Consider the following 22,975-nt stretch of genomic DNA (forward strand, 5'->3'; position numbering starts at 1 on the left):
AAAAAGGGACGAAAACAACAAGTGTTTTCGTCCTTCCAAAATTGGCTCCTTGGATGAAGGGGTTCCTATTCATCCTATCAATGAATGTTTAACAAAACATGAATTCATTGTAAAGATCATGTAAATTTTAACGTGACTTTCCTTTTTTTCTCTAAGTCGATTTCAGGCTCACTGTAAAAGTCGTTCCTTTGCCTTGTTTGCTGTGGACAGAAATCGTTCCTTCATGCGCTTCCACAAGGTGTTTGACAATGGCAAGACCAAGACCTGTACCGCCTGAATTCCTGCTTCTATCTTTATCAATTCGATAAAATCTCTCAAATATTCTTGGAATCTCGCTTTTCTTCATGCCGATTCCTGTATCTGCTACATCAAATTCATAGGCACCTTTCCGCGGTCTTGCTGAGATGGTAACACTTCCTCCCTCTGGTGTATAGGTCAGGGCATTATTGACGAGATTGAGGAAGATTTGCTTTAACCTTAGCGGGTCTGCCATAACATAGACCGGTTCTTTCGGGACACGCACTTGTAATTGAATACCTTTTTCTGCTGCCTTTTGTTTTAACAGCACTTCAATCTCTTGAATGATTTCTGTCGCATTGGCTTCTTGAATATTCAGCTTGAAGTGCTGCTGTTCAATTTTAGAAAGATCAAGTAAGTCTTGAATCAGCGTTTCTAGACGGACACTCTCTTTTAAAATGATAGAAAGGAATTCTGTCAGTGCTTCTTTGTCATCAATCGCACCATCAAGAAGGGTTTCAGAAAATCCTTTAATCGACGTAATCGGTGTTTTTAATTCGTGAGACACATTGGCGACAAAGTCTTTTCGCATCTGCTCCAGCTGCTTTGTTTCTGTCACGTCATGAAACACAAGGACAATACCTTTCCATTCATCGTCTGTACTTAAAATTGGTACACCATCCACTTGGAAGTAGCGGCGTTCAATGTCAACGGCTAAACGCAAAAACTTCCGCACCTTCGTTTCTGTCATGAAAATTTCGTCAATTAATTCGATAATCTCTTCATGTGTAAACGCTTCGTGATACAGCTTGTGCATGTAAATATGCTTTTGGACTTTAAACTGCTTGCGGAAGGTTCGATTGACTAGGTGGATATAACCCATCTTATCAATCAAAATAATCCCCGCTCCAATATTTTCAATGACCGTTTGCAGCCGGTCTCTCTGCATTTCACCGGCACTTGTCATTTCTTGAAGACTTCCTGCCAAACGCTTCATGGAAGTATTCAGTTCACTTGTTTCAATCATCAACTCTTCATAGTTATTCGTATCATAGTTCCCGCGTTCCAGCTGTTTGGCTACCTTTGTAGCATAATCAATTGGTTTCACATATTTCATCGACATGCGGTACCCAAAGAAAACGATGATGATAATCGCCGAGCCAAGACAAAAGGCTAATGCAAGCCAGAGCTGGCCGTCAATTTCATTTAAAGGCTCGTATGACGCATGGAGAAATAAATAACCCGCTGGTTCGTTTTGTTTCAGGATCGGGACAGCATAATGAAACAGCGCATCCTTCTCATCGTCAATGACGACCCCTTTTGTTTGGAAACGTTCATTGTTCAGCGTGTTTCGAATGATGGCCCTTTGTTCTGCTTGACCCGTTGTATGTATGATATTCCCCTTCAGGTCCACAATCGACGCATTCATATCAAAATGCTGCTTTGCCTGATGGAGGACCTCCTTGTTTTGCTTCGCCTTCAGATCGTCACCATTCATGGAAGACAGGAGGAAGCTCGATTCCTTTTCCATTCGTTCCGTTAATTTGGTTTCATAGAAAACATGGAACATGTGGTCCAAGAAAAGACCAAGTGCCACAAACACAATAAAAAGGAGAAAAATGAGTCCCGAAAACAGACGGGTTCTAATTTTACTCATTTGACTTTGGCTCCTCCAATTTGTAGCCTAAGCCGCGAATCGTTTTAATGTATGTTGGTTTTTTCGTGTTCTTTTCAATTTTGTCCCGCAAGTGGCTAATATGGACATCCACAATACGAGTGTCACCTGCAAAGTCATAATTCCAAACGGCACTTAACAATAAATCACGCGTGAGGACACGTCCTTTATGCTTCGCCAAATAAAGCAGCAGTTCAAACTCTTTTGGTGTGAGCTCTAGACGTTCTTCCTGGAAATAGACTTCGTAGTGTTCTGGTAAAATGCGCAGTTCACCAATTTTGATTTGGTCTGCAATGATCTCTTCCTTCTCCTCTTGCGTGGGGGCAGGCTGAGATTGCTGTGCTCTTCTCAAGATGGCTTTTACCCGAGCACCCACTTCTCTAGGACTGAATGGCTTTGTCATGTAATCATCGGCTCCAAGCTCAAGGCCTAGCACCTTATCAAATTCATCGTCCTTTGCTGTCAGCATTAAAATAGGGAACATCATTTTTTGAATTCTCAGTTGTTTGCACACTTCAATGCCGTCCATCTTCGGAAGCATTAAATCTAATACAATGAGATCAGGCTGTTCACTTGCTGCTTTTTCAAGCGCTTCTTCCCCGTCTCTTGCTGTGACGACATCATAGCCCGCTCTTTCAAGGTTATAGCTTAGAAGTGTTACAATCGATTCTTCATCATCCACAACTAATATTTTTTTATTCATGTTGTGCCTCCAATTAGTGATTTCCCCTGCATCCGTTTTTTGTATCTTATGTGAAAAGCGAGAAGTCATGCTTTCTCTTTCATTTTAACGAAAGCTTAACAAGAGGACAATTTAAAATTTCGACAAGATTTGTTTTGTAAACAAAAAGAAGACTCCTCATGAGAGAAGCCTTCTTTTTTATTCATATTAAGACAATACTTTCATGACATTCTTAACAGATTCAACAGAACGGTCAAGCTGACTTCTTTCTTCTTCTGTCAGCTCAAGCTCGATGATCTTCTCAAGACCGTTGCCACCTACGATTGTTGGTACACCTAGGTAAATGCCTTCGTAGCCATATTCACCTTCAAGGTAAGCAATCGTCGGCATGACGCGGCGCTGATCTTTAAGGATCGCCTCAACCATTTCGACTAGTGAAGCAGCAGGAGCATAATATGCACTACCGTTACCTAATAGGTTCACGATTTCGCCGCCGCCTTTTCTTGTTCTTTCAACAATTGCATCAATTCGATCTTTTGGAATCAATGTTTCAAGCGGGATACCGCCTGCATAAGAGTAACGAACAAGAGGAACCATGTCATCGCCATGTCCACCAAGTACAAAGCCCGTCACATCTTTAACAGATAGGTTTAATTCTTGAGCAACAAACGTACGGAAACGTGCTGTATCAAGAATGCCCGATTGTCCAATGACTTTTTCTTTTGGTAATCCTGATTCTTTATAAACTGCATACGTCATTGCATCAACAGGGTTTGTTAACACAACAATGATGGCTTCTGGAGAATATTTAACGATTTCGCGTGTCACACTGCGCATGATTTTTTCATTTGTTGACACGAGATCGTCACGGCTCATTCCCGGCTTTCTTGCAATTCCCGCCGTAATGACCACGACATCAGAACCGGCTGTATCTTCGTAGTTAGAAGTTCCTGTAATGTTTGCATCGAAGCCTTGAACAGGACTTGCTTCCAGCATATCAAGTGCTTTCCCTTTTGTTGGGTTCTCAAGCTGCGGGATATCGACTAATACGACGTCCGCTAATTCTTTTTGAGCCGTTAGAAATGCTGTAGTTGCTCCAGTAAAGCCTGCTCCGATGACAGATACTTTTTTACGCTTGTTTGCCATTTCCTTTTTCCCCTTTAACTTTAAAGTTTAAGAATCAAGACAAGTTTTTGATGAGCTCGTCAGCAAACTCAGAACATTTCACTTCTGTTGCGCCATCCATTAATCTAGCAAAATCGTAAGTGACGACTTTTGATGCAATTGTTTTTTCAACAGATTGAATCACTAGATCAGCTGCTTCCTGCCAGCCAAGGTGCTCAAGTAAAAGCACGCCTGATAGAAGAACAGAAGATGGATTCACTTTATCAAGACCAGCATATTTAGGTGCTGTTCCGTGAGTCGCTTCAAAAATAGCGTGTCCTGTTTCGTAGTTGATGTTCGCACCTGGTGCGATACCAATTCCACCAACTTGTGCTGCAAGAGCATCAGAGATGTAATCTCCGTTTAAGTTCATTGTTGCCACAACATCGAACTCAGCTGGACGAGTTAGGATTTGTTGAAGGAAAATATCTGCAATGCTGTCTTTGACAATAATTTTGCCAGCAGCTTCTGCTTCACTTTGCGCTTTGTTTGCCGCATCTTTTCCATCTTGTTCTACAATACGATCATATTGTGCCCATGTAAAGACCTTGTCTCCAAACTCTTTTTCAGCCACTTCGTAGCCCCAGTTTTTGAAGGCACCTTCTGTAAATTTCATGATGTTTCCTTTGTGAACAAGCGTCACAGACTTACGGCCTTGGTCGATTGCATATTGGATAGCCGCTCTGACAAGGCGAGAAGTTCCTTCTTCAGAAACTGGCTTGATTCCGATACCTGACGTTTCTGGGAAACGGATTTTGTTTACACCTAATTCGTTTTTCAAGAAGTCAATTAACTTCTTCACTTCGTCTGATCCTTTTGCATACTCGATACCAGCATAGATATCTTCTGTGTTCTCACGGAAGATGACCATATCTGTGTCTTCTGGACGTTTCACAGGAGACGGTACGCCTTGGAACCAGCGAACTGGACGTAAGCATGTGAATAGATCAAGCTCTTGTCTAAGTGCCACGTTTAATGAACGGATTCCTCCGCCGATTGGTGTTGTCAGTGGTCCTTTGATCGCGATTAAGTATTCACGAATGTCTTCAAGTGTTTGCTCAGGAAGCCATTCTCCAGTTTTATTGTAAGCTTTCTCACCTGCATATACTTCTTTCCAAGTGATTTGCTTTTCACCTTTATATGCTTTTTCTACAGCTGCTTCAAGTACTCTTGATGCTGCTTTCCAAATGTCAGGACCGATTCCGTCCCCTTCGATAAACGGGATAATTGGATTATTTGGTACATTCAATACGCCGCCAGTAACTGTAATTTTTTCGCCTTGTGACAATGATATTACCTCCCAGGTTATGTAGTGAATATTTGAAACTTCTTGGCTTGATGTCTGCAAGCGAAGAAGTTTTTCACGTGATTCGTTTTTTGTTGATATAGAGGCTGATTGGCCTTCCTGAGGATCAGCCCCCGCTATTCTATAAACATTAGTCTCTTTCACTGATCGGAACAAAGGTTTGAAGATCAGGTCCAATGTAGTCAGCTCTTGGACGGATGAGACGGTTGTTGTCATACTGCTCTAGAATGTGAGCAATCCATCCAGAGAATCGGCTGATCACGAAAATTGGTGTAAACAAGTCATGATCAATCCCAAGACTGTGATATACAGATGCAGAATAAAAATCAACATTTGGTGGAAGATTTTTCTCTGATGTCACGATTTCCTCTGCGCGAACAGACATTTCATACCATTTCGGCTCGCCAGTGAGGTTTGTTAAACGCTGGCTCATTTCTTTTAGATGCTTTGCACGCGGGTCACCTTGACGGTATACGCGGTGGCCAAAGCCCATAATTTTTTCTTTCTTCTCTAGCTTACCATGAATATAGGAATCTACGTTTTCAACTTCGCCAATTTCTGAAAGCATCTTCATCACGCCTTCGTTGGCTCCGCCATGAAGTGGTCCTTTCAGCGCACCGATAGCCGCTGTTACACCAGAGTAGATATCTGATAGTGTAGCAACACATACACGTGCTGTAAATGTCGATGCGTTTAATTCATGATCTGCATGTAGAATGAGTGCCTTATCAATTGCCTCAATTTCTACTGGTGACGGCTCTTCGCCATTTAGCATATACAAGAAGTTCGCAGCATAGCTGTATTCTTCTTTTGGCTGTACAGGCTCAAGTCCCTTTCGAATGCGTGAAAACGTAGCGACTAGTCCAGAAATTTTCGCCTGTAAACGAATGGCTTTTCTGTAATTCGCTTCTTTGTCCATAATCTCTGATTCGTCATCGAGTAAACCTAGTAAGGATACCGCTGTACGAATCGCAGACATTGGATGAACCCCGTCCAGCGAATACGATTTAAAGTGCTCAATGATTTCTTGCGGAATGTGAGCATTTTCATTGAGCTGCTGTTTTAACTCACTCAGCTCTTGCTCATTCGGCAGCTTTAAGTGCCATAACAGGTAGACAATTTCTTCGAATGTAGCTTTTTCAGTTAAATCATCGATATTGTACCCTACATAAGTAAGAGTATCATCAATAATTGAGCTTACGGATGAAGTTGTTGCCACAATACCTTCAAGACCTCTTGTTGCTGTCATGTTCAATCTCCCCTTTTTAAAAAGATTCCCCTTCGTTGCAGAATTCTCGCTTTTTGAAAGCGCTATCCAATCCGAATAAGACGGCAGGTTCAGAAAAGAAAATGCTTACATTTACCTATACGGTTAGAGCGCTTTTAGCCTCATATCTCTTGTGTGATCAATGAGTTCAAAATTAAGCCTATTCCCATTATAAACAATAATCAGACATTTGTTAAATGTTTAACTATAATTTTTTTTGATATTTTTTTTTCCAGTCTTCCATATAAGGCATGGAATAAAGGGATTTTGCTTCTTTTATTATATTTAATTATGTTTTTTTGCAAAAGCTCACGCAAGAAAAAAATAAAAAAGAAAGTGGCATGAACCACTCTCTTTTCAACCGCTGAAAAATTTCACAGCCTGCATCGCCAAATAAGCAATTCCTGCTCCGATCAGCGGACCGACAGCTACACCTTTAAATAAGCTGACTGCCAAAATTGTCCCGAACACAAGCGCTGCCGTGATATGCGGATCATTTTCGAGTAGCACAATACCGTTTTTTGCGATTAATGCTACTAATATACCCGCTCCAAGTGCAATCCAAGCATAAGAAGATTTCATGGCTTCTCCAAGCTGCTTAAATCCAATGTCACCTGTTGCAATAGGAACAAGCACAGCAATTGTAATGACGGTGACACCCCAATTGATGCCTTTTGATTGGAGAACCGGGAAAATTTTTTGATCCAAACCAATCAGCTTAATCGCAATCAGCACAGAAACCGCTAAAATTAATGAATTGTTCTTTGCAATAAGTGCAATAACGAGTAAAAGAACCAAAAATAAATTTGCTTGAGTAAACATACGCCGCCCCTTCCTTTCTTTTTATTGCGACCTTTTCATATTACTAATCTTTTTGAATAAAATGAAGTATCGGACATGCTTGTTTTTTGGAGGGGATTGTGTGAATCACGCCTATATGGCCATTTTTCTGCGAAGTTTGATGATGATCAGCATTGCTGTAATTGCGGTTGTCTTTTTATATCAGTCTTTTCCGTTTTTATATCCTTTTTGGATTGCACTTATTGTATCCTGCCTGATTCATCCTGCCGTATGCAAAATAGAAGAGATCACCGGAATGCCGAGAGGAATTGTAGTAGTCATTGTACTACTGCTCTTTTTAGTGGCAGCAGCCGGTTTCATCACACTCTTAGTAGCAGAAATTATTTCAGGAAGTGCTTATTTAGCAAAGGTTCTGCCTGGACACCTTGATCAAATGATTGGTATTGTCGAACGGTTTTTTACAGATAAGATTCTGCCTTTGTACCATGATGTCACCGCCCAATTTAATACGCTTCAAGCAGGTCAAAAGGAATCGATTTTAGGACAAATCCAAGCGCTAGGCGATGAAGCTGCCGCAAAAATAGGGACTTTTCTTTCAAAAACGCTCGAGCTTATCCCGGCTTTTTTAGGTCTTTTGCCTGATGCAGCCGCAACCCTTTTGTTTTCTGCACTGGCGACTTTTTTTATCACGAAAGATTGGTTTACGTTAAAAAAATATGGCTCTCGTATCTTTCCCGCAAAATGGATGCAGCATACACGCGCCATTTTATCTGAAATCAAAAAAGCCATTACCGGTTTTATGAAGGCGCAGCTTCTGCTTGTTGCTATGACCATCGGCCTCGTCGTCATTGGTCTGATCATCTTAAAAGTCGAGCATGCCTTTGTCATTGCTTTATGTATTGGGTTTGTCGATTTACTTCCTTATATCGGGAGCGGTACTGTTTTTCTGCCTTGGATCATTTACTCCGTTATGACAGGAAATCTTTCACTCGCTATCGGGCTCGGCATTTTGTATATTGTCGTGCTCATTCAAAGACAAATTTCAGAGCCAAAAGTCTTAAGCAAGTCCATTGGGCTTAATCCTTTAGCAACGCTTGTGGCATTATTTGTCGGGTTAAAATGCTTTGGTTTTCTTGGACTTGTCATTGGTCCTGCTTCCCTTGTCGTGTGGCAGGCATTTCGTAATGCAGGTGTTTTTAGAGATATCTATCAATACATTCGGTACGGCATGCAAAAGTAAAAGAGACCTTGAGCTCAAGGTCTCTTTAGCGAATAATCGTATAGCGATTGCGATTAGACATGTTTCTAAGCCAGCGTTCAAAGAGCGGCTTGATTTGCTTTCTCGTCATCGGAATGAGTAGCAGCGCACCAATGATATCCGATAAGAAGCCGGGAATGAGCAGCAGCAGACCGCCAATCAGAATGCAAAAACCATCGACAATCGCTATGCCTGGCATTTTACCATACTGTAAATCTCTCTGCACTTTTTGAAAAGCTTCGATTCCTTGCTTTCTTGCAAAATAAGCACCTAGTGCACTCGTGAGCACGATCATCAGCATCGTGGGCAAAATGCCAATGATTTTACTTGATATTAAAAATAAACTGATTTCCACTGCAGGGAACAGAATCAATAATAGTAGCAAATATTTTTTCAACCATATCACCTCATGGGGTATCTTTCATCGAAAGCTGTTTTACTTTTTTTAGTGTAACATAAAAAAAGAGAGGAGTCAGATAACTCCCCTCGTGTGTATGATTTAAAGGACGCTTGCTCGGCCTTTGTAGATCGCTCCGCGTGCCGGATCTACTGTGATCTCTTCGCCTTCTTTTAGCAGTGTTGTTGCGCTGTCAAGACCCACAATCACTGGAATACCAAGGCTGAGTCCAACGACTGCTGCATGGCTTGTTAAGCCGCCTTCTTCAGTGATCAAGGCAGATGCTTTCTCTAAAGCACCCATCATATCACGGTCTGTACAGTTTGCGACAAGAATCGCACCATCGTACATTTTTTCGTCTGCTTCTTTTCCGCTTTGTGCAATGACAACCGGTCCAAATGCAGATTTACGGCCAATTCCTTGACCTTTCGCAATGATGTCACCAACAACATATACTTTCATTAAGTTCGTTGTACCTGTTTCACCAACTGGCACACCAGCTGTAATGACGATTAAATCGCCATGTCTCACATAGCCCGTTTCGATCGACTTCTCGACTGCATTCTCAAGCATTTCATCAGTAGACGTCGTTTTTGATCCGCTCTTTGCAAATACACCGAATACGAGAGACAGCTTTCTTGCTACTGATTCGTTTGCTGTGACCGCTACGATTGGTGCTTTTGGTCTATATTTTGAAATCATTCTCGCTGTATGACCGCTTTCCGTAGGTGTCACAATCGCTGCCACGTCAAGCTTCATCGCTGTATGTGCAACAGATTGACCGATGGCATCTGTAATGCTGACTTCTACTTCTTCGCTTCTGCGAGAAAGAATTGCTTTATAGTTGAGTGCATCTTCTGAACGTGATGCAATGTTATGCATCGTTTGTACAGCTTCCACTGGATATGTTCCTGCTGCTGTTTCACCAGAAAGCATAATCGCATCTGTGCCATCAAAAATGGCATTTGCCACGTCACTTGCTTCCGCACGAGTTGGACGAGGATTACGCTGCATGCTATCAAGCATTTGGGTAGCTGTGATGACAGGTTTGCCTAAACGATTGCATTTTTTGATCAGCATTTTTTGAACAAGCGGTACTTCTTCTGCCGGGATCTCTACACCAAGATCTCCACGCGCAACCATCAAACCATCTGATACCTCAAGGATTTCATCGATGTTATCAACACCCTCTTGGTTTTCAATCTTAGGAATGATTTGAATGTCAGCCGCATTATTCTTTTCAAGAAGCTCACGAATTTCAAGCACATCAGAAGCTCGTCTAACAAAAGAAGCAGCGATGAAATCGACGCCTTGTTCAATTCCGAACAGAATATCATTGGCATCCTTTTCTGTAATACCTGGCAAGTTCACACTTACACCTGGTACGTTTACACCTTTTTTGTTTTTGAGCGTGCCTGTATTCATGACTTTTGTGACGATTTCTTTGCGGTCCATGTTAATTTCTTTCACTTCTAAACCAATAAGACCATCATCTAATAGAATCGTTGAGCCCACTTCTACATCATGAATTAAATCTTCATACGTCACACTAATTTTTTCCGTATTTCCAACAATGTCTTCCATACTCACGATAAGATCTGCACCAGCGACTAGCTCAATTGAGCCGTTTTCAACTGTACGTGTACGGATCTCTGGACCTTTTGTATCAAGAAGGATCGCAATGTCCTTGCCTAATGTTTTACCTGCTTTACGAATGTTTTCAATGCGTGCACCATGCTCTTCAAAATCTCCATGAGAGAAGTTTAGTCTGGCTACATTCATTCCTGCTTCAATCAATTCAGTCAGCTTTTCAATGGTTTCACTTGCTGGACCGATTGTACAAACGATTTTTGTCTTTCTCATTACTGTTCCTCCTAAGGTCTTCTCGTTTTATATAGAGAGCTCTTGTGAAAGTCGGTACATATTTTGGTCGACTGTATGTTTTTTATCTAAGATATCTAAAATATCGTGGTGAACGAGTTCGTTGCTTTGAATGCCCACACAGCGTCCGCCTTTTCCTTCAAGAAGAAGTTCTACTGCGTATGCTCCTAAACGGCTTGCCAGTACTCGGTCAAATGCGCTTGGAGAACCTCCGCGCTGAATATGTCCTAAGACAGATACACGGGTTTCAAGGCTTGTCTCCTCTTCAATCCGCTTACCAAATTCAACACCGCTGCCTACGCCTTCTGCGACGATAATGATACTGTGCTTCTTGCCGCGCTCGTGCCCTCTTCTTAACCTCGCAATAATTTCATCCATGTCATAGTCTGCTTCAGGAATCAAAATAGATTCGGCTCCGCCTGCAAGACCTGACCAAAGAGCAATATCACCAGCATGTCTTCCCATTACTTCCACTACGTATGTACGTTCATGAGATGTGGCTGTATCACGAATTTTATCAATGGCGTCAATGACTGTATTCAGTGCTGTATCAAAGCCAATAGTGAAATCAGTACCTGGGATATCGTTGTCGATTGTACCCGGGACACCTACACATGGAAAACCAAGCTCAGTTAATTTCTTCGCTCCCATGAATGAACCGTCTCCGCCGATCACAACAAGTCCTTCAATACCGAATTTTTTTAAGTTCTCAATGCCTTTTTCACGACCTTCAACTGTCTTGAATTCAGGGCATCTTGCCGTGTAAAGTTTTGTTCCTCCACGATGAATGATATCGCCAACTGAACCTATTTCAAGTTTCTCAATTTTACCGTTAATTAGACCTGAATATCCATTATAAATACCGTAAACTTCAACATTATGGTAAATCGCTTTCCTTACAACTGCGCGCACAGCTGCATTCATTCCTGGGGAATCCCCACCGCTCGTTAAAACTCCTATACGCTTCATCTTTTTCACCTCAGAGACCATATATGAATTAAACATACCATTTCCACTGCTTGAAAACAATCATGAGCAAAACCGGATGTTTTCAATACGTATTTCTAAAACCGTACTTATTATACAATTAAATAAACCGTTTTTAAACAAAAGTTAAGAAAGTCATGAAAGCAATTCTTTCAAAAACGAGGAAGATCGATCCTTCTAAAGCTTATCATATCAAGGTTTTCAGACGTTTCAAATTTTATGAAAACAAAAGAAAATTATTTTCAAATAGCGCTTACATGAGGGCGGTTTTCATGAAAAAGGGTGAAAAAAATAAACGCCAGCCAAAAAGGCTGTACGTTTATTTAGTTTACCCCAATATATTGATTTTCAACCGATACTTTCCCGATTGCTTTGTATTTTTGATATCTTTGTTCGACTAGTTCTTCAGGTGTTAGTTTGAGCAAAGATGTAAGTGACTGTTTTAATGTTTTTTTAATGTAGGCTGCTTGTTGTTTCACGTCTCGATGTGCTCCACCTTGCACTTCTTTAATAACATCATCTATAATATCTAATTCTTTTAGGTCTGGAGCGGTAATTTTCATTGTCTCTGCAGCTTTTTTCGCAAGTGATGAGTCCTTCCAGAGCAGTGCTGCTGCACCTTCAGGTGAAATCACTGAATACGTTGAATTCTCTAGCATGTATAGGTGGTTTCCTACGCCTAAGCCTAGTGCGCCGCCACTTCCGCCTTCTCCGATGACAATACAGACAACCGGTACACGAAGTCCTGCCATTTCGAATAGGTTTTTCGCAATTGCTTCACTTTGTCCGCGTTCTTCAGCTGCTTTCCCAGGATAAGCTCCTTTTGTATCAATAAAGCAAATGATCGGGCGATTAAATTTATCTGCTTGTTTCATCAAGCGCAGCGCTTTACGGTAGCCTTCTGGATGAGGCATTCCGAAATTACGGCGCAAGTTTTCTTTTGTGTCTTTTCCGCGCTGATGGCCAATGACTGTGACAGGAAACCCTTTAAACGTGGCGATTCCTCCAACAATGGCTTCATCATCACCATAGAAACGGTCACCATGACATTCGAAAAAGTTGTCAAACAGCTCTTGAATGTAATCGAGAGTTGTTGGACGCATCGCATGACGAGCAATTTGCACTCTGTCCCACGGCTTTAAATTTGTATAAATGTCTGCTTCAAGCTTGCTCAGACGTGTTTCAAGGCGCTCAATTTCTGCACTTAAATCCATTTCTGAGTTTTGTGTGAACTTTTTCAGTTCATCAATTTTCGCTCGAAGTTCAATGACAGGTTTTTCAAATTCTAGTTCTCCAGCCACTCTCGTTCACCTCCTGTGCTGTGTAATGCTAAGATTCGGCCTAGTGTTTCTTTCATCTCTGCACGATGAATGACAGCATCCAGCTGTCCATGCTTCAACAAAAATTCAGCCGTTTGGAAGTCCTCTGGCAGGTCTTCACGGATTGTTTGTTCAATGATTCTACGGCCTGCAAACCCAATTAAAGCACCAGGTTCTGCAAAGTTGTAATCACCAAGAGAGGCGAAACTAGCTGATACACCGCCAGTTGTTGGGTTCGTCATCACAGAGATAATCAAACCTTGATCCTCGCTGAACAGTTTTAATGCTGAGCTTGTTTTTGCCATCTGCATGAGACTGAGGATCCCCTCTTGCATTCTCGCTCCGCCTGATGCAGTAAAGATGATAAATGGCACCTTGTCCGCTTTTGCTTTCTCGATCGCAAGTGTGATCTTTTCACCAACAACCGAGCCCATGCTGCCCATACGGAATGTGGCATCCATGACAGCGATCACAGCACGCTGGCCTTCAATTTCACCTTGACCTGTGACAATGGCTTCATTCAAAGACGTTTTTTCTCTGTCTTTCTCAAGCTTTTCTTCGTAGCCTGGGAATCCGAGCGGGTTTTCTGAGATCAGGTGCCCGTTAAATTCTTCAAATGTGCCTTCGTCTACAAGGCTATCAATACGCTGCTTTGCATTCATTTGCAAATGTCTGCCGCAATTCATGCAAACACGTAAATTTTTATCTAATTCTTTGGTGAGCATTATTTTTTTACATTGCGGACATTTGGTCATGATGCCTTCAGGCACATCTTGGCTTGCCTGTTCAGAGGGTACAGATGCATATTTTTTCTTTTTACTGAAAATATTTTTGATTGACAAATGACTACCTCCCTTTTTGAAGGGTTTTTTCTTTACACGCACATCCACTATTATAGGACATGTCATAACTGTACCGAAACTATTGTACTTTTTTTGTCAAACGCTGTCATCCTTCATTCAATTTTTTCAATGGGGAATTGATGAGAAATGAGTATGTGTTTGGGGCGCTGAGCAGTTGATATATGTGAATTGTGAACGTCTACAAAAAAATATCATTCCGGATGAAAAAATTTTCGCGTAAGAGAGGAAATGGTGCACGTCTTTCCTCCAATTTCAGAAAGAACGTGCACACTTTTCCAATTGATTATTCGCCGATAATCGTTAATTTTCTTGTTTTTTCAGCGACTGCTTCTGGATCGACTTTGATTCTTGCAACGCCAGTTTCCATTGCTGCTTTTGCTACCGCTTTTGCTACCGCTGGTGCTACACGTGCATCAAATGGTTCAGGGATGACGTATTCAGCTGACAATTTCTCATCTGCAACAAGAGAAGCAATCGCTTCAACGGCTGCAATTTTCATTTCTTCGTTAATGTGAGTTGCACGTACATCTAATGCTCCGCGGAAAATTCCTGGGAATGCCAGTACGTTGTTCACTTGGTTCGGGAAGTCAGAACGGCCAGTTCCTACAACACTTGCACCTGCTGCATGTGCATCTTCTGGCATGATCTCTGGATTTGGATTCGCCATAGCGAAGATGACAGGATCTTTTGCCATTTTTCCAACCATTTCTTTTGTTAAAGCGCCTGCTACTGAAACCCCGATGAAGACGTCTGCGCCTTCAATGACTTCTTCTAATGAACCTTCTTTACGGTCTTGGTTCGTGAATTTAGCGACTTCATTTTTCACTGTATTCATACCGTTCGGGCGGCCTTCGTAAATTGCGCCTTTTGTATCACACATGATGATATCACGTACACCGAAATGATATAGAAGCTTGATAATCGCAATTCCCGCTGCTCCAGCGCCGTTTGCCACCACTTTGATGGAGGACATTGATTTTCCAGACAGTTTCAAGGCATTTACAAGTCCTGCTACTGTGACAATCGCTGTTCCGTGCTGATCATCGTGGAACACTGGAATGTTTGTCTCTTTTTTCAAGCGCTCTTCGATAATGAAGCAGTTTGGAGCTGCAATATCTTCAAGGTTGACACCGCCAAACGTTGGCTCAAGAAGCTTTACTGTTTCAACGATTTTGTCTACATCGTTTGTCGCAAGCGCGATCGGGAAGGCATCAACGCCCGCGAAGCTTTTGAATAATACAGCTTTTCCTTCCATTACTGGAAGAGATGCTTCTGCACCAATATTACCAAGCCCTAAAACAGCGCTTCCGTCTGTGACAACAGCGACCATATTGCCTTTCATTGTATAATCATACACTTTGCTTGTGTCGTCATAAATATCTTTACATGGTTCTGCAACACCAGGTGAGTAAGCCAAGCTCAAGTCTTTTGCATTTTTCACTTGTACTTTTGATTTTGATTCGAGTTTGCCTTGATTCTCTTTGTGCATATGTAATGCTTCTTCTCTTAATGACATGTGTAGAACACTCCTTCAAGTGGAAAATGATTTAATGAATTGCTAAGTTGATAAGCACATACTGGCAGTTTTAAATACACAGAATCTTTAAAATGATAACACAATAGGTGAATTTGTAAAACATATTCAGGTGATTTGTCATCATTTAATCACAACGTTTTGTTCACCGAGCAGCTCTTTTAACTGGAAAATCACAGCATGATCTGCATGAACCTTGTATGCATCTGGAAGTCTCACTGTCTTTTTTTGCTTCTCATAATACAAATAGACATCTGCTTCTCCGCTGTGCATCGAGATCACCCGCTTTACTTGCTCTAGCAGTTCCTGCGTATGGTTTTCTTCTTTCACCCGAATGTAGACAGACTCTTTTCTTTGTGTGCCCATCTCTTCAAGCAGAACGGCTTCTTGCACGATGATTTGGCTGCTGTCATTTCTGACATCTATTCTGCCTTCAACATAAAGCATGGCGCCCTCCTCAAGTAAGGGGGACAGCTTTCTAAATTGCTCTGGAAAGACGACGCCTTCCATTTCTCCCGTTTCATCCCCAAATGTGACAAATGCCATCGATTGTCCATTTTTTGTCCGAATCGATTTCACTTTTGTCAAAAGACCACCCATTGAGATCTTTCGCTTTATATAGGAAGAAAGTCTGATGATTTCCACTGCACCATTCTCTCTTAAGCGATCTCGGTACGTTTGTACAGGATGATTTGATAAATATAACCCAAGTGCCTCTTTTTCAAATTGCAGGAGATCGACAAGCGGCAGTTCTTCTATCTCCGCATATTTTGGCTTAATGGAGAAGGTTGTATCCCCCAGAAAGTCCAGTTGATCATCTGGATTTAAAAATGACACGTGGTCTAATGCAATATCTATTGATGCCAATAACGAAGCACGATTTGGATAAAGCTCATCCATCGCCCCTGAAAAAATGAGCGCTTCAATCGTTTTTCGGTTGACACTCTTTGCTGATACTCTTGCGCAAAAATCAAATAAATCTTCAAACGGCTTTTCCTGTCTTGCCCTGTATATATCCTTTACAGCTGACACTCCGACATTTTTGATCGCTCTTAAGCTGTAGCGGATCTCCCCTTTTTCAACCGTAAATGGAAATTCACTCTTATTAATAGAAGGCTTCAACACAGATATCCCTTTTTCCTTTGCCTCATAGAAATATTGAGCGACTTTGTCTTCATTTCCAATCACACTCGTTAAAAGTCCGCACATAAAATATAACGGATAATGCGCTTTTAAGTAAGCAAGCTGAAAGCCAATCATGCTATATGCAACAGCATGGCTTCTATTAAAACCATAGTTTGCAAATTTGACGATTAAGTCATAAACGTCATTTGCAATGTTAACAGGATACTCCTTTTTTAGGCATCCTTCAACAAAATGGCTTCGCTCTTCATCAAGGACCTTTTTATCCTTCTTCGAAACTGCTCTTCTTAATAGATCTGCCTCGCCCAGCTGAAAGCCTGCCATCTTCGCCGCAATCAGCATGATTTGCTCCTGATAGACGATGACCCCATATGTGTCCTTTAAAATGTCATACAAATCAGGATGCGGATAAGAGACCTTGACTCTGCCGTGCTTTCGGTCGATAAAGAGCGGGATATTCTCCATTGGACCTGGACGGTAGAGGGCATTGACCGCCACGATGTCTTCTAAACTAGAGGGCTTCAGGCGTCTCAGCACCTGACGCATTCCTTGTGATTCAAGCTGGAAAATCCCAGTTGTATCTCCCGCTGATAACAATTCAAATGTTTTCTGATCTTCATATGAAATGTCACTAAAGTTAATGTGGACGTTTTCCTGTCTTTCAATCTGGTTTTTAATGGATTCAATTAAGGTTAAGTTTCTTAGTCCTAAGAAATCCATCTTTAAAAGTCCGAGATCTTCTAAATAATTCATCGCATACTGCGTTAAATACACACCATCATGGCCGTCTTGAATTGGAACGACCTCTGTCAGCGGCTCCTCGCTTAGCACAACGCCGGCTGCATGTGTGGAGGTATGTCTTGGCAAGCCTTCAACCTTTAAAGCGGTTTGAAAGACCTTTCGAAGCTCCTCGGATTGCTGGAGCATCGTTTTTAATTCAGGGGATGCAGCCACCGCTTCTTTCAGCGTCGTTCCTGGCTTTGACGGAATCAGCTTTGCAAGACGGTCCGCTGCCTTTGAATCAATCCCCATCACACGTCCGACATCTCTTAAGGCTGCCTTTGCTGCAAGTGTTCCAAACGTGACAATTTGTGCCACATGCATGTCTCCGTATTTGTCTTTTACATAAGAAATGATTTCATCTCTTCTCGTATCGGGGAAATCAATATCAATATCTGGCATACTGATTCGCTCAGGATTTAAGAAACGCTCAAACAACAGACCGTGACGGAGCGGATCAACATCTGTAATAAACAATACATACGCAACAAGTGACCCTGCTGCCGATCCACGTCCTGGCCCTGTGACAATGCCTTGATCATGGGCATACTTCATAAAATCCCACACGATGAGAAAATAATCACTGAAATTCATTTTTTGGATAATGCTCAGTTCGTACTCAAGTCTTTTCACATACGTATCATTTGAAGCAATCTTTCTTTGCTTCATCCCTTCTGCGCACACTTTGCGTAAAAACTGATCTGCTGTTGATTGATCAGGAGTCGGATAGGAAGGGAGTTTTGTCTGCCCAAGATTTAAATCGACTTCACAGCGGTCTGCGATCTCCACCGTTCTTGTCAGCAGCTCCTCATCTTGCGCATACCATTCCTTCATTTCCTCAAGGGTTCTGAAATGCTTTTCTCCTCGGTCTTCCTCAATCTCTGACAGCTGCTGCCCTGCTTTAATGGCTTTTAAACACGTATAGGCGGTTTTGTCTTCTCGATTGATATAGTGGACATCTCCCGTCGCAACAAGAGGAATCTCCGCACTTTTTGAGACGTCCCTGAGTTTACCGGCAAGCGATTCGTTTTGCTGAAATGGCTGAAGTGCGATGTACACATGTCCCTCACCGAAAATATCTTTCAATTGTTTCGCCGCATCATGCGCTTCTTCTATCTGATCATGCTGAAGCAGCGTTTCAATGTAGCCAGAAGCGCCTGGCGTAATGGCAATGAGCCCGCGGTGATAGCTTTTCAGCCATTTTTCTTTCAGTCCAGCTTTTGATTTTGATTTCAGCACACTGCTGATTTTGATCAAGTTTTGATAGCCTTCATTGTTTTTGGCAAGGAGTACCAAGGGATAAGCCTCTGTCTCTTGTTCATCTATGAAGACAGAAGCTGTTAAACCGATGACCGGCTTGATGCCATGTTTTTTACATTCCTTATAAAATTCAACCGTTCCATACATCACATGGTCATCGGTAAGAGCGAGCGCCTTGCAGCCAAGTTCTTTCGCTTTCAGCACGAGCTCCTTTACTTTTGCCGCACTGCTTAATAAGCTGTATCCACTGTGGACCTGAAGATGAACATAAGACATGCTTAATCCACTCCTTTCGTCTAAAGTCATTCTTTCATTATAAAACGCGATGCGGTGAGAAACAAATGTTCTTTCTTTTCTGTCCGTTCATACTTGTCCTGCACACACCATATATTGAATAGAGTGAGGTGGACACAATGGATGTGAAGGAAGCTTTTATTCCGAATTTTATTAGCTGTTATTTTATTGCTCTTGGGGTCATTTTGGGCGGTGCCATCATAGGTGGTGTTGGTGCTTATTTATCTGGTCAGCCGCCTTTATCCATTATTACGAGTCTTGCCAACCGTTTAAAGATTTGGGCGCTTGTCGCAGCTATCGGTGGAACTTTTGATGCCGTTTATAGCTTTGAAAGAGGCATTTTCGAAGGGAACACGCGTGATATTTTCAAGCAGATTTTATTAATTGTCTCTGCCATGGGCGGTGCGCAAACAGGTTATCTCATTATTACGTGGCTCACACAGGAGCATGTGTCATCATGAGGGTGCCGGAGCTGTACAAACGTCCAGGCTGGCAGCGTTTTTTTGCAGGGATGATGTTTGGCGCGATTGTGAGCTGGCTCATTTTCCTCTTTACATACGGAACCTTTCAGGAAAAGCAGGTGACACAGCTTAGAAGCCAGCAGCACCATATGGACAGTCTGAAAGAACAAATCACACTCTATCGGGAAGATTTGCATAAGTTAAATGAGGATAATAAGAAACGGCTGCTGATCCAAAGCGTAGATGTCCATCTCGTCAATCGTGAGCAATATAAAATCCCAGAGCCAGATACGCTGAAATTTGAAGATCAGGTCAAAGAGGATATCTCAGAGGTCATTACAAAGGATATTGAAAGTGTCTATAAAACAAAGGAATTATTAAAACGGACGGTGGAAAACAAAGAATATACCATTCGGGAAAAGGCATACCGCGCCAAAGTGACAGAGCTGACGATTTATACGAAGCTTTCACTTGAAGTGCGCATTTCATTTGCTGAATAAATGATCATGTGGAATTTTTATGAATTTCTGCCCTCAATGATCGCTTTTCCCTCATTATTTTTATACACTAAAAGTAGAACGAGATCTAAAACAGAAAGAGGTGAGGACAATGGAGGTTTACAGCTATCGTCAAATGGCACGAGACAAAGCAAGCCGGATCAAGGACGGTATGTGCGCTTATGCTGAGACAGAAATGATGGCTCATTTAATTAAAAAAGAATTAAAGCATCAAAATCTCCAAGCCTATGAAGATTCAACTGACATCGGCTGCTGGTTTATCCCTGTATGCAAGTAACCCTTTTCTCCATGACAAAAAAAGAGAGAGGGGACTTGAAGCCCCCTCTCTCATGATGATGATTTACATACTTCTTCTAAATCACGCAAAATCTCATCTGCCACGGCCCAATCATAAATAGACGCACCAGCTGCAAGCGGGTGGCCGCCGCCATGATATTTTTTCGCAATGGTATTAATGACGACGCCTTTCGAGCGGAATCTAACACGAATCTGATCGTTTTCTTCCACAAAAAAGACCCATGCCTTAATCCCTGCAATATTTCCAAGTGTCCCAACAAGCTGTGAGGCTTGCTGCGCTGTTGTTTGGAACGATTCCAAAATATCCTGCTTAATGAAAACAGAGGCGACCCCATTCTCTGACAAAGAAATATGTTGAAAAATATAGCCATTTAATTTCACGACATTCAGATCCGTCTCATACAATTGATTGAAAAGGTCTGAAGATGAAAATGGATATTCAATAAGTTCTCCAGCATATTTGAGCGTCTTTTTCGTCGTGTTTGGGAAAAGGAAGCGGCCTGTGTCTCCTACAATGCCGGCATAAATGAGTTCAGCCGCCTTTGTATTCAGCTGATATCCTTCTTCTTTCCCCTCTAAATACAATTCATAAATCATTTCGCTCACAGAGCTTGCCTCTGTATCCACCCAAAGCAAATCACCATACGGATCTTCATTTGGATGATGGTCAATTTTCATCAGCTTATCGCCCATTGAATAGCGCTGATCGTCAATTCTTGCTTGATTGGCTGTATCACAGACAATGACAAGGGCATCTTTGTACACGTCATCCGGCACCTCATCAAGTTCATACAAAAATGAAAGGGATGGCTCCGGGGTTCCTGTCGCATAAATATTTTTTTCTGGATAGGTGGCACGCAAGATTTCCGTAAGGCCGCACTGCGATCCATACGCATCAGGATCTGGTCTTACATGTCTATGAATGATGATGGTGTCATATAATGATATGGTTCTAATCAGTTCTTTTTTCATAAAAACTCCTTCTTATCCGATACTCTTTTTATTATTAAATCATAATCTATCCTGACGGAAAAGTGAGAAATAGACAATTTATTCTAGTAAGCAAGCCTATTTACGTTTAAAATAGGGTTGTAACCACTTACAATGGAGGCTTGGCACATGCTTGTTTTGATTGTGTTTATTATTTGTTCTGCCATGTTTTATTTATACTACAAAGCAAAGAATGTCCGTACGAACCGTCCAGTCGAAAAGAAATTCTGGTCGGCGAAATCCAGTATGGCACTTGGCTGCTTTGTCCTGCTCTTCGGTGTGAATCAATTATTTTTAAACCGCTCGTCACTCGCATTTGTCATTGGATTTATTTTTGTTGCTGTCGGTATCGGCAGTACGTGGGCTGGATATAAAGCCTACAAGCATTACCTTCCGCTCTTTTTAAAGGAAGGCGAAAAAGATCACGCATAATAAGAGAGAAGGGCTAAAATGATGTTTATTTTAGCCCTTTGTCATTTTTGTCATCGCCCTTTTACGATTATCCTCTCTCCATCAGCTGCACCATCAGCATCGCTTTCCCGACGATATTCGATTGATGATAAACCTCCACTTCCAGCTTTCCAAACTTGCGTCCTACTTCTAAAATATTTGGCTTGATCTGTATCGTGGATTCCATTTGAACCGGTTTTAAGAAGTAGACAGAGAGACTTTCGACAATCAGCTCCCCTTTTTTATGAGACTTTAAGAAGCGGTTGGCGGATTCAATTAAAATTTGCGTGAACACTCCATATGAAATGTTTCCAAGCTGGTTTGTCATTTGGGGTGTGACCTCATATTGATACACAGCATCTGCCTTTGGCTTATCTGTATCGGTATCTTTAAAGCCTCTTGAGACAACATCATCCAGTTTTTCGCCGACCTGCGGCTGCTTTTGAATCATTTGAAGCGCCTTCAGCACATCCTGACGACTGATCATCCCAATTAGTTTCGCATAATCATCTACGACTGGCAGCACCTCAATGCCTTCCCATACCATCATTTGAGCAGCAGAGGCGACAGAGGTTTTTCCAATGACTGTCAGCGGATTTTTCGTCATCACCTTTTCAATCGGTGTAGAGCGGTCATGCCCCGCGATATCCTTTGAGGTGAGGATTCCGTGAATTTTCATTTGGTCGTCTGCGACCGGAAAACGGCCATGGCCAGTTTCATAATTCTTTTCATACCATTTTTCAAGCTTATCCTCTGGTGATAAATACACCGTTCGTTCGATCGGCGTTAAAATATCTTCCACAAGCACAATCTCTTTTTTTATTAGTTGGTCATAAATGGCTCGGTTTATGAGAGCTGCTACGGTAAATGTATCGTAGCTTGTCGATAAGATCGGCAGCTCAAGCTCATCTGCGAGCTGAATGATTTCATCATCTGTTGAGAAGCCGCCCGTGACCAGCACAGCTGCTCCTGCCTCTAATGCTTGTCTGTGTGCATTGATCCGGTTTCCGACAATCAGCAGGTTTCCAGCTGCCGTGTAGCGCATCATCGCATCAAGCTCCATCGCACCGATGACAAATTTGTTTAATGTTTTATGTAAGCCCGTTCGTCCTCCAAGCACCTGTCCATCAATAACATTGACCACTTCTGCATATGTCAGCTTTTCAATATTTTCTTTTTTCTTCTGTTCAATCCGAATGGTACCAACTCGTTCAATGGTACTGACGAATCCTTTATTTTCAGCATCCTTGATGGCCCGGTAAGCGGTCCCTTCACTCACTTTCATTTCTTTCGCAATACGCCGGACAGAAATTTTCTCTCCAACATCTAATGAATCAATATACGATAAAATTTGTTCATGCTTTGTCGCCAATCCCGTTCACCCTTTTTGTTTTCAGCGTTTTCATCTATG

At 41.9% G+C, this 22,975-nt stretch carries 20 protein-coding genes; 5 read left to right on the forward strand and 15 right to left on the reverse strand.

Translation table 11 applies throughout. The features are described from left to right. Positions 1–151: 151 nt before the first annotated feature. The 6 genes from pnpS to C6Y06_RS12360 form a co-directional block, all read right to left on the reverse strand. Positions 152–1,894, reverse strand: a complete 1,743-nt coding sequence (gene pnpS / locus C6Y06_RS12335) for a two-component system histidine kinase PnpS (RefSeq protein ID WP_106031192.1) — start codon at positions 1,892–1,894, stop codon at positions 152–154. Beyond that, positions 1,887–2,615 carry a response regulator transcription factor gene (locus C6Y06_RS12340; RefSeq protein WP_066030564.1) on the reverse strand — a complete coding sequence of 243 codons (729 nt, stop codon included), beginning with the start codon at positions 2,613–2,615 and terminating at the stop codon, positions 1,887–1,889. Before C6Y06_RS12340 ends, pnpS begins: the two co-directional genes overlap by 8 nt. A 186-nt stretch (positions 2,616–2,801) precedes the next feature. After that, positions 2,802–3,740 (reverse strand): malate dehydrogenase, encoded by a 939-nt coding sequence (gene mdh / locus C6Y06_RS12345; protein ID WP_034661844.1) that lies wholly within the window; start codon positions 3,738–3,740, stop codon positions 2,802–2,804. 34 nt (positions 3,741–3,774) lie between these two features. Continuing rightward, positions 3,775–5,046: an NADP-dependent isocitrate dehydrogenase gene (icd, locus tag C6Y06_RS12350; protein WP_008346060.1), complete on the reverse strand. Its 1,272-nt coding sequence runs from the start codon at positions 5,044–5,046 to the stop codon at positions 3,775–3,777. Between the two features lie 148 nt (positions 5,047–5,194). Continuing rightward, the gene (gene citZ / locus C6Y06_RS12355; protein WP_034661848.1) at positions 5,195–6,313 is read right to left on the reverse strand and encodes a citrate synthase; all 1,119 of its coding nucleotides are present in this window, start codon (positions 6,311–6,313) and stop codon (positions 5,195–5,197) included. Positions 6,314–6,688: 375 nt separating this feature from the next. Continuing rightward, positions 6,689–7,153, reverse strand: coding sequence for a DUF441 domain-containing protein (locus tag C6Y06_RS12360; protein ID WP_007501699.1), 465 nt, complete (start codon positions 7,151–7,153; stop codon positions 6,689–6,691). 100 nt (positions 7,154–7,253) lie between these two features. Here C6Y06_RS12360 and ytvI point away from each other — a divergent pair, with 100 nt between their 5' ends. Further along, positions 7,254–8,372, forward strand: a complete 1,119-nt coding sequence (ytvI, locus tag C6Y06_RS12365; protein ID WP_060596982.1) for a sporulation integral membrane protein YtvI — start codon at positions 7,254–7,256, stop codon at positions 8,370–8,372. Between the two features lie 25 nt (positions 8,373–8,397). On the opposite strand, the gene C6Y06_RS12370 is transcribed toward ytvI, so the two are convergent. The 7 genes from C6Y06_RS12370 to dnaE form a co-directional block, all read right to left on the reverse strand. After that, entirely contained in the window at positions 8,398–8,787 is a 390-nt protein-coding gene (locus tag C6Y06_RS12370) for an FxsA family protein (protein WP_060596983.1), read from the reverse strand. Positions 8,788–8,889: 102 nt separating this feature from the next. Beyond that, positions 8,890–10,650: a pyruvate kinase gene (pyk, locus tag C6Y06_RS12375; protein WP_066030563.1), complete on the reverse strand. Its 1,761-nt coding sequence runs from the start codon at positions 10,648–10,650 to the stop codon at positions 8,890–8,892. 27 nt (positions 10,651–10,677) lie between these two features. Then, positions 10,678–11,637, reverse strand: coding sequence for a 6-phosphofructokinase (gene pfkA, locus C6Y06_RS12380; RefSeq protein WP_012010865.1), 960 nt, complete (start codon positions 11,635–11,637; stop codon positions 10,678–10,680). A gap of 341 nt (positions 11,638–11,978) precedes the next feature. Continuing rightward, on the reverse strand, positions 11,979–12,956 hold the full coding sequence (gene accA / locus C6Y06_RS12385) for an acetyl-CoA carboxylase carboxyl transferase subunit alpha (RefSeq protein ID WP_106036955.1): 978 nt from the start codon (positions 12,954–12,956) through the stop codon (positions 11,979–11,981). Further along, the gene (gene accD, locus C6Y06_RS12390) at positions 12,941–13,816 is read right to left on the reverse strand and encodes an acetyl-CoA carboxylase, carboxyltransferase subunit beta (RefSeq protein WP_060596984.1); all 876 of its coding nucleotides are present in this window, start codon (positions 13,814–13,816) and stop codon (positions 12,941–12,943) included. Before accD ends, accA begins: the two co-directional genes overlap by 16 nt. 304 nt (positions 13,817–14,120) lie before the next feature. Next, positions 14,121–15,353, reverse strand: a complete 1,233-nt coding sequence (gene ystJ / locus C6Y06_RS12395; RefSeq protein WP_106036956.1) for an NADP-dependent malic enzyme — start codon at positions 15,351–15,353, stop codon at positions 14,121–14,123. Positions 15,354–15,494: 141 nt separating this feature from the next. Then, the gene (gene dnaE / locus C6Y06_RS12400) at positions 15,495–18,830 is read right to left on the reverse strand and encodes a DNA polymerase III subunit alpha (RefSeq protein WP_060596985.1); all 3,336 of its coding nucleotides are present in this window, start codon (positions 18,828–18,830) and stop codon (positions 15,495–15,497) included. A 137-nt stretch (positions 18,831–18,967) separates the two neighbouring features. Here dnaE and ytrH point away from each other — a divergent pair, with 137 nt between their 5' ends. The 3 genes from ytrH to C6Y06_RS12415 all read left to right on the forward strand — a co-directional run bounded on the left by ytrH (position 18,968) and on the right by C6Y06_RS12415 (position 20,104). Continuing rightward, complete coding sequence (gene ytrH / locus C6Y06_RS12405) at positions 18,968–19,309, forward strand: sporulation membrane protein YtrH (RefSeq protein WP_034661856.1); 342 nt, start codon at positions 18,968–18,970, stop codon at positions 19,307–19,309. Next, positions 19,306–19,809: a sporulation membrane protein YtrI gene (gene ytrI, locus C6Y06_RS12410; protein WP_060596986.1), complete on the forward strand. Its 504-nt coding sequence runs from the start codon at positions 19,306–19,308 to the stop codon at positions 19,807–19,809. Before ytrH ends, ytrI begins: the two co-directional genes overlap by 4 nt. A 109-nt stretch (positions 19,810–19,918) precedes the next feature. Next, the gene (locus C6Y06_RS12415) at positions 19,919–20,104 is read left to right on the forward strand and encodes a YtzJ family protein (RefSeq protein WP_003216400.1); all 186 of its coding nucleotides are present in this window, start codon (positions 19,919–19,921) and stop codon (positions 20,102–20,104) included. A 50-nt stretch (positions 20,105–20,154) separates the two neighbouring features. Here C6Y06_RS12415 and C6Y06_RS12420 read toward each other — a convergent pair whose 3' ends face one another. Continuing rightward, on the reverse strand, positions 20,155–21,096 hold the full coding sequence (locus C6Y06_RS12420) for a DHH family phosphoesterase (RefSeq protein WP_003216520.1): 942 nt from the start codon (positions 21,094–21,096) through the stop codon (positions 20,155–20,157). Between the two features lie 147 nt (positions 21,097–21,243). On the opposite strand from C6Y06_RS12420, the gene C6Y06_RS12425 reads away from it, so the two are divergent. Beyond that, a complete protein-coding gene (locus C6Y06_RS12425) occupies positions 21,244–21,546 on the forward strand; it encodes a YtpI family protein (protein ID WP_003216665.1) in 303 nt (100 codons plus the stop codon). Between the two features lie 67 nt (positions 21,547–21,613). On the opposite strand, the gene C6Y06_RS12430 is transcribed toward C6Y06_RS12425, so the two are convergent. After that, entirely contained in the window at positions 21,614–22,936 is a 1,323-nt protein-coding gene (locus tag C6Y06_RS12430; protein WP_106031188.1) for a CBS domain-containing protein, read from the reverse strand. Between the last annotated feature and the right edge of the window lie 39 nt (positions 22,937–22,975).

It is taken from the genome of Bacillus sp. MZGC1, from assembly GCF_002998605.1.
In the GTDB taxonomy this organism is placed as follows: Bacteria; Bacillota; Bacilli; order Bacillales; family Bacillaceae; genus Bacillus.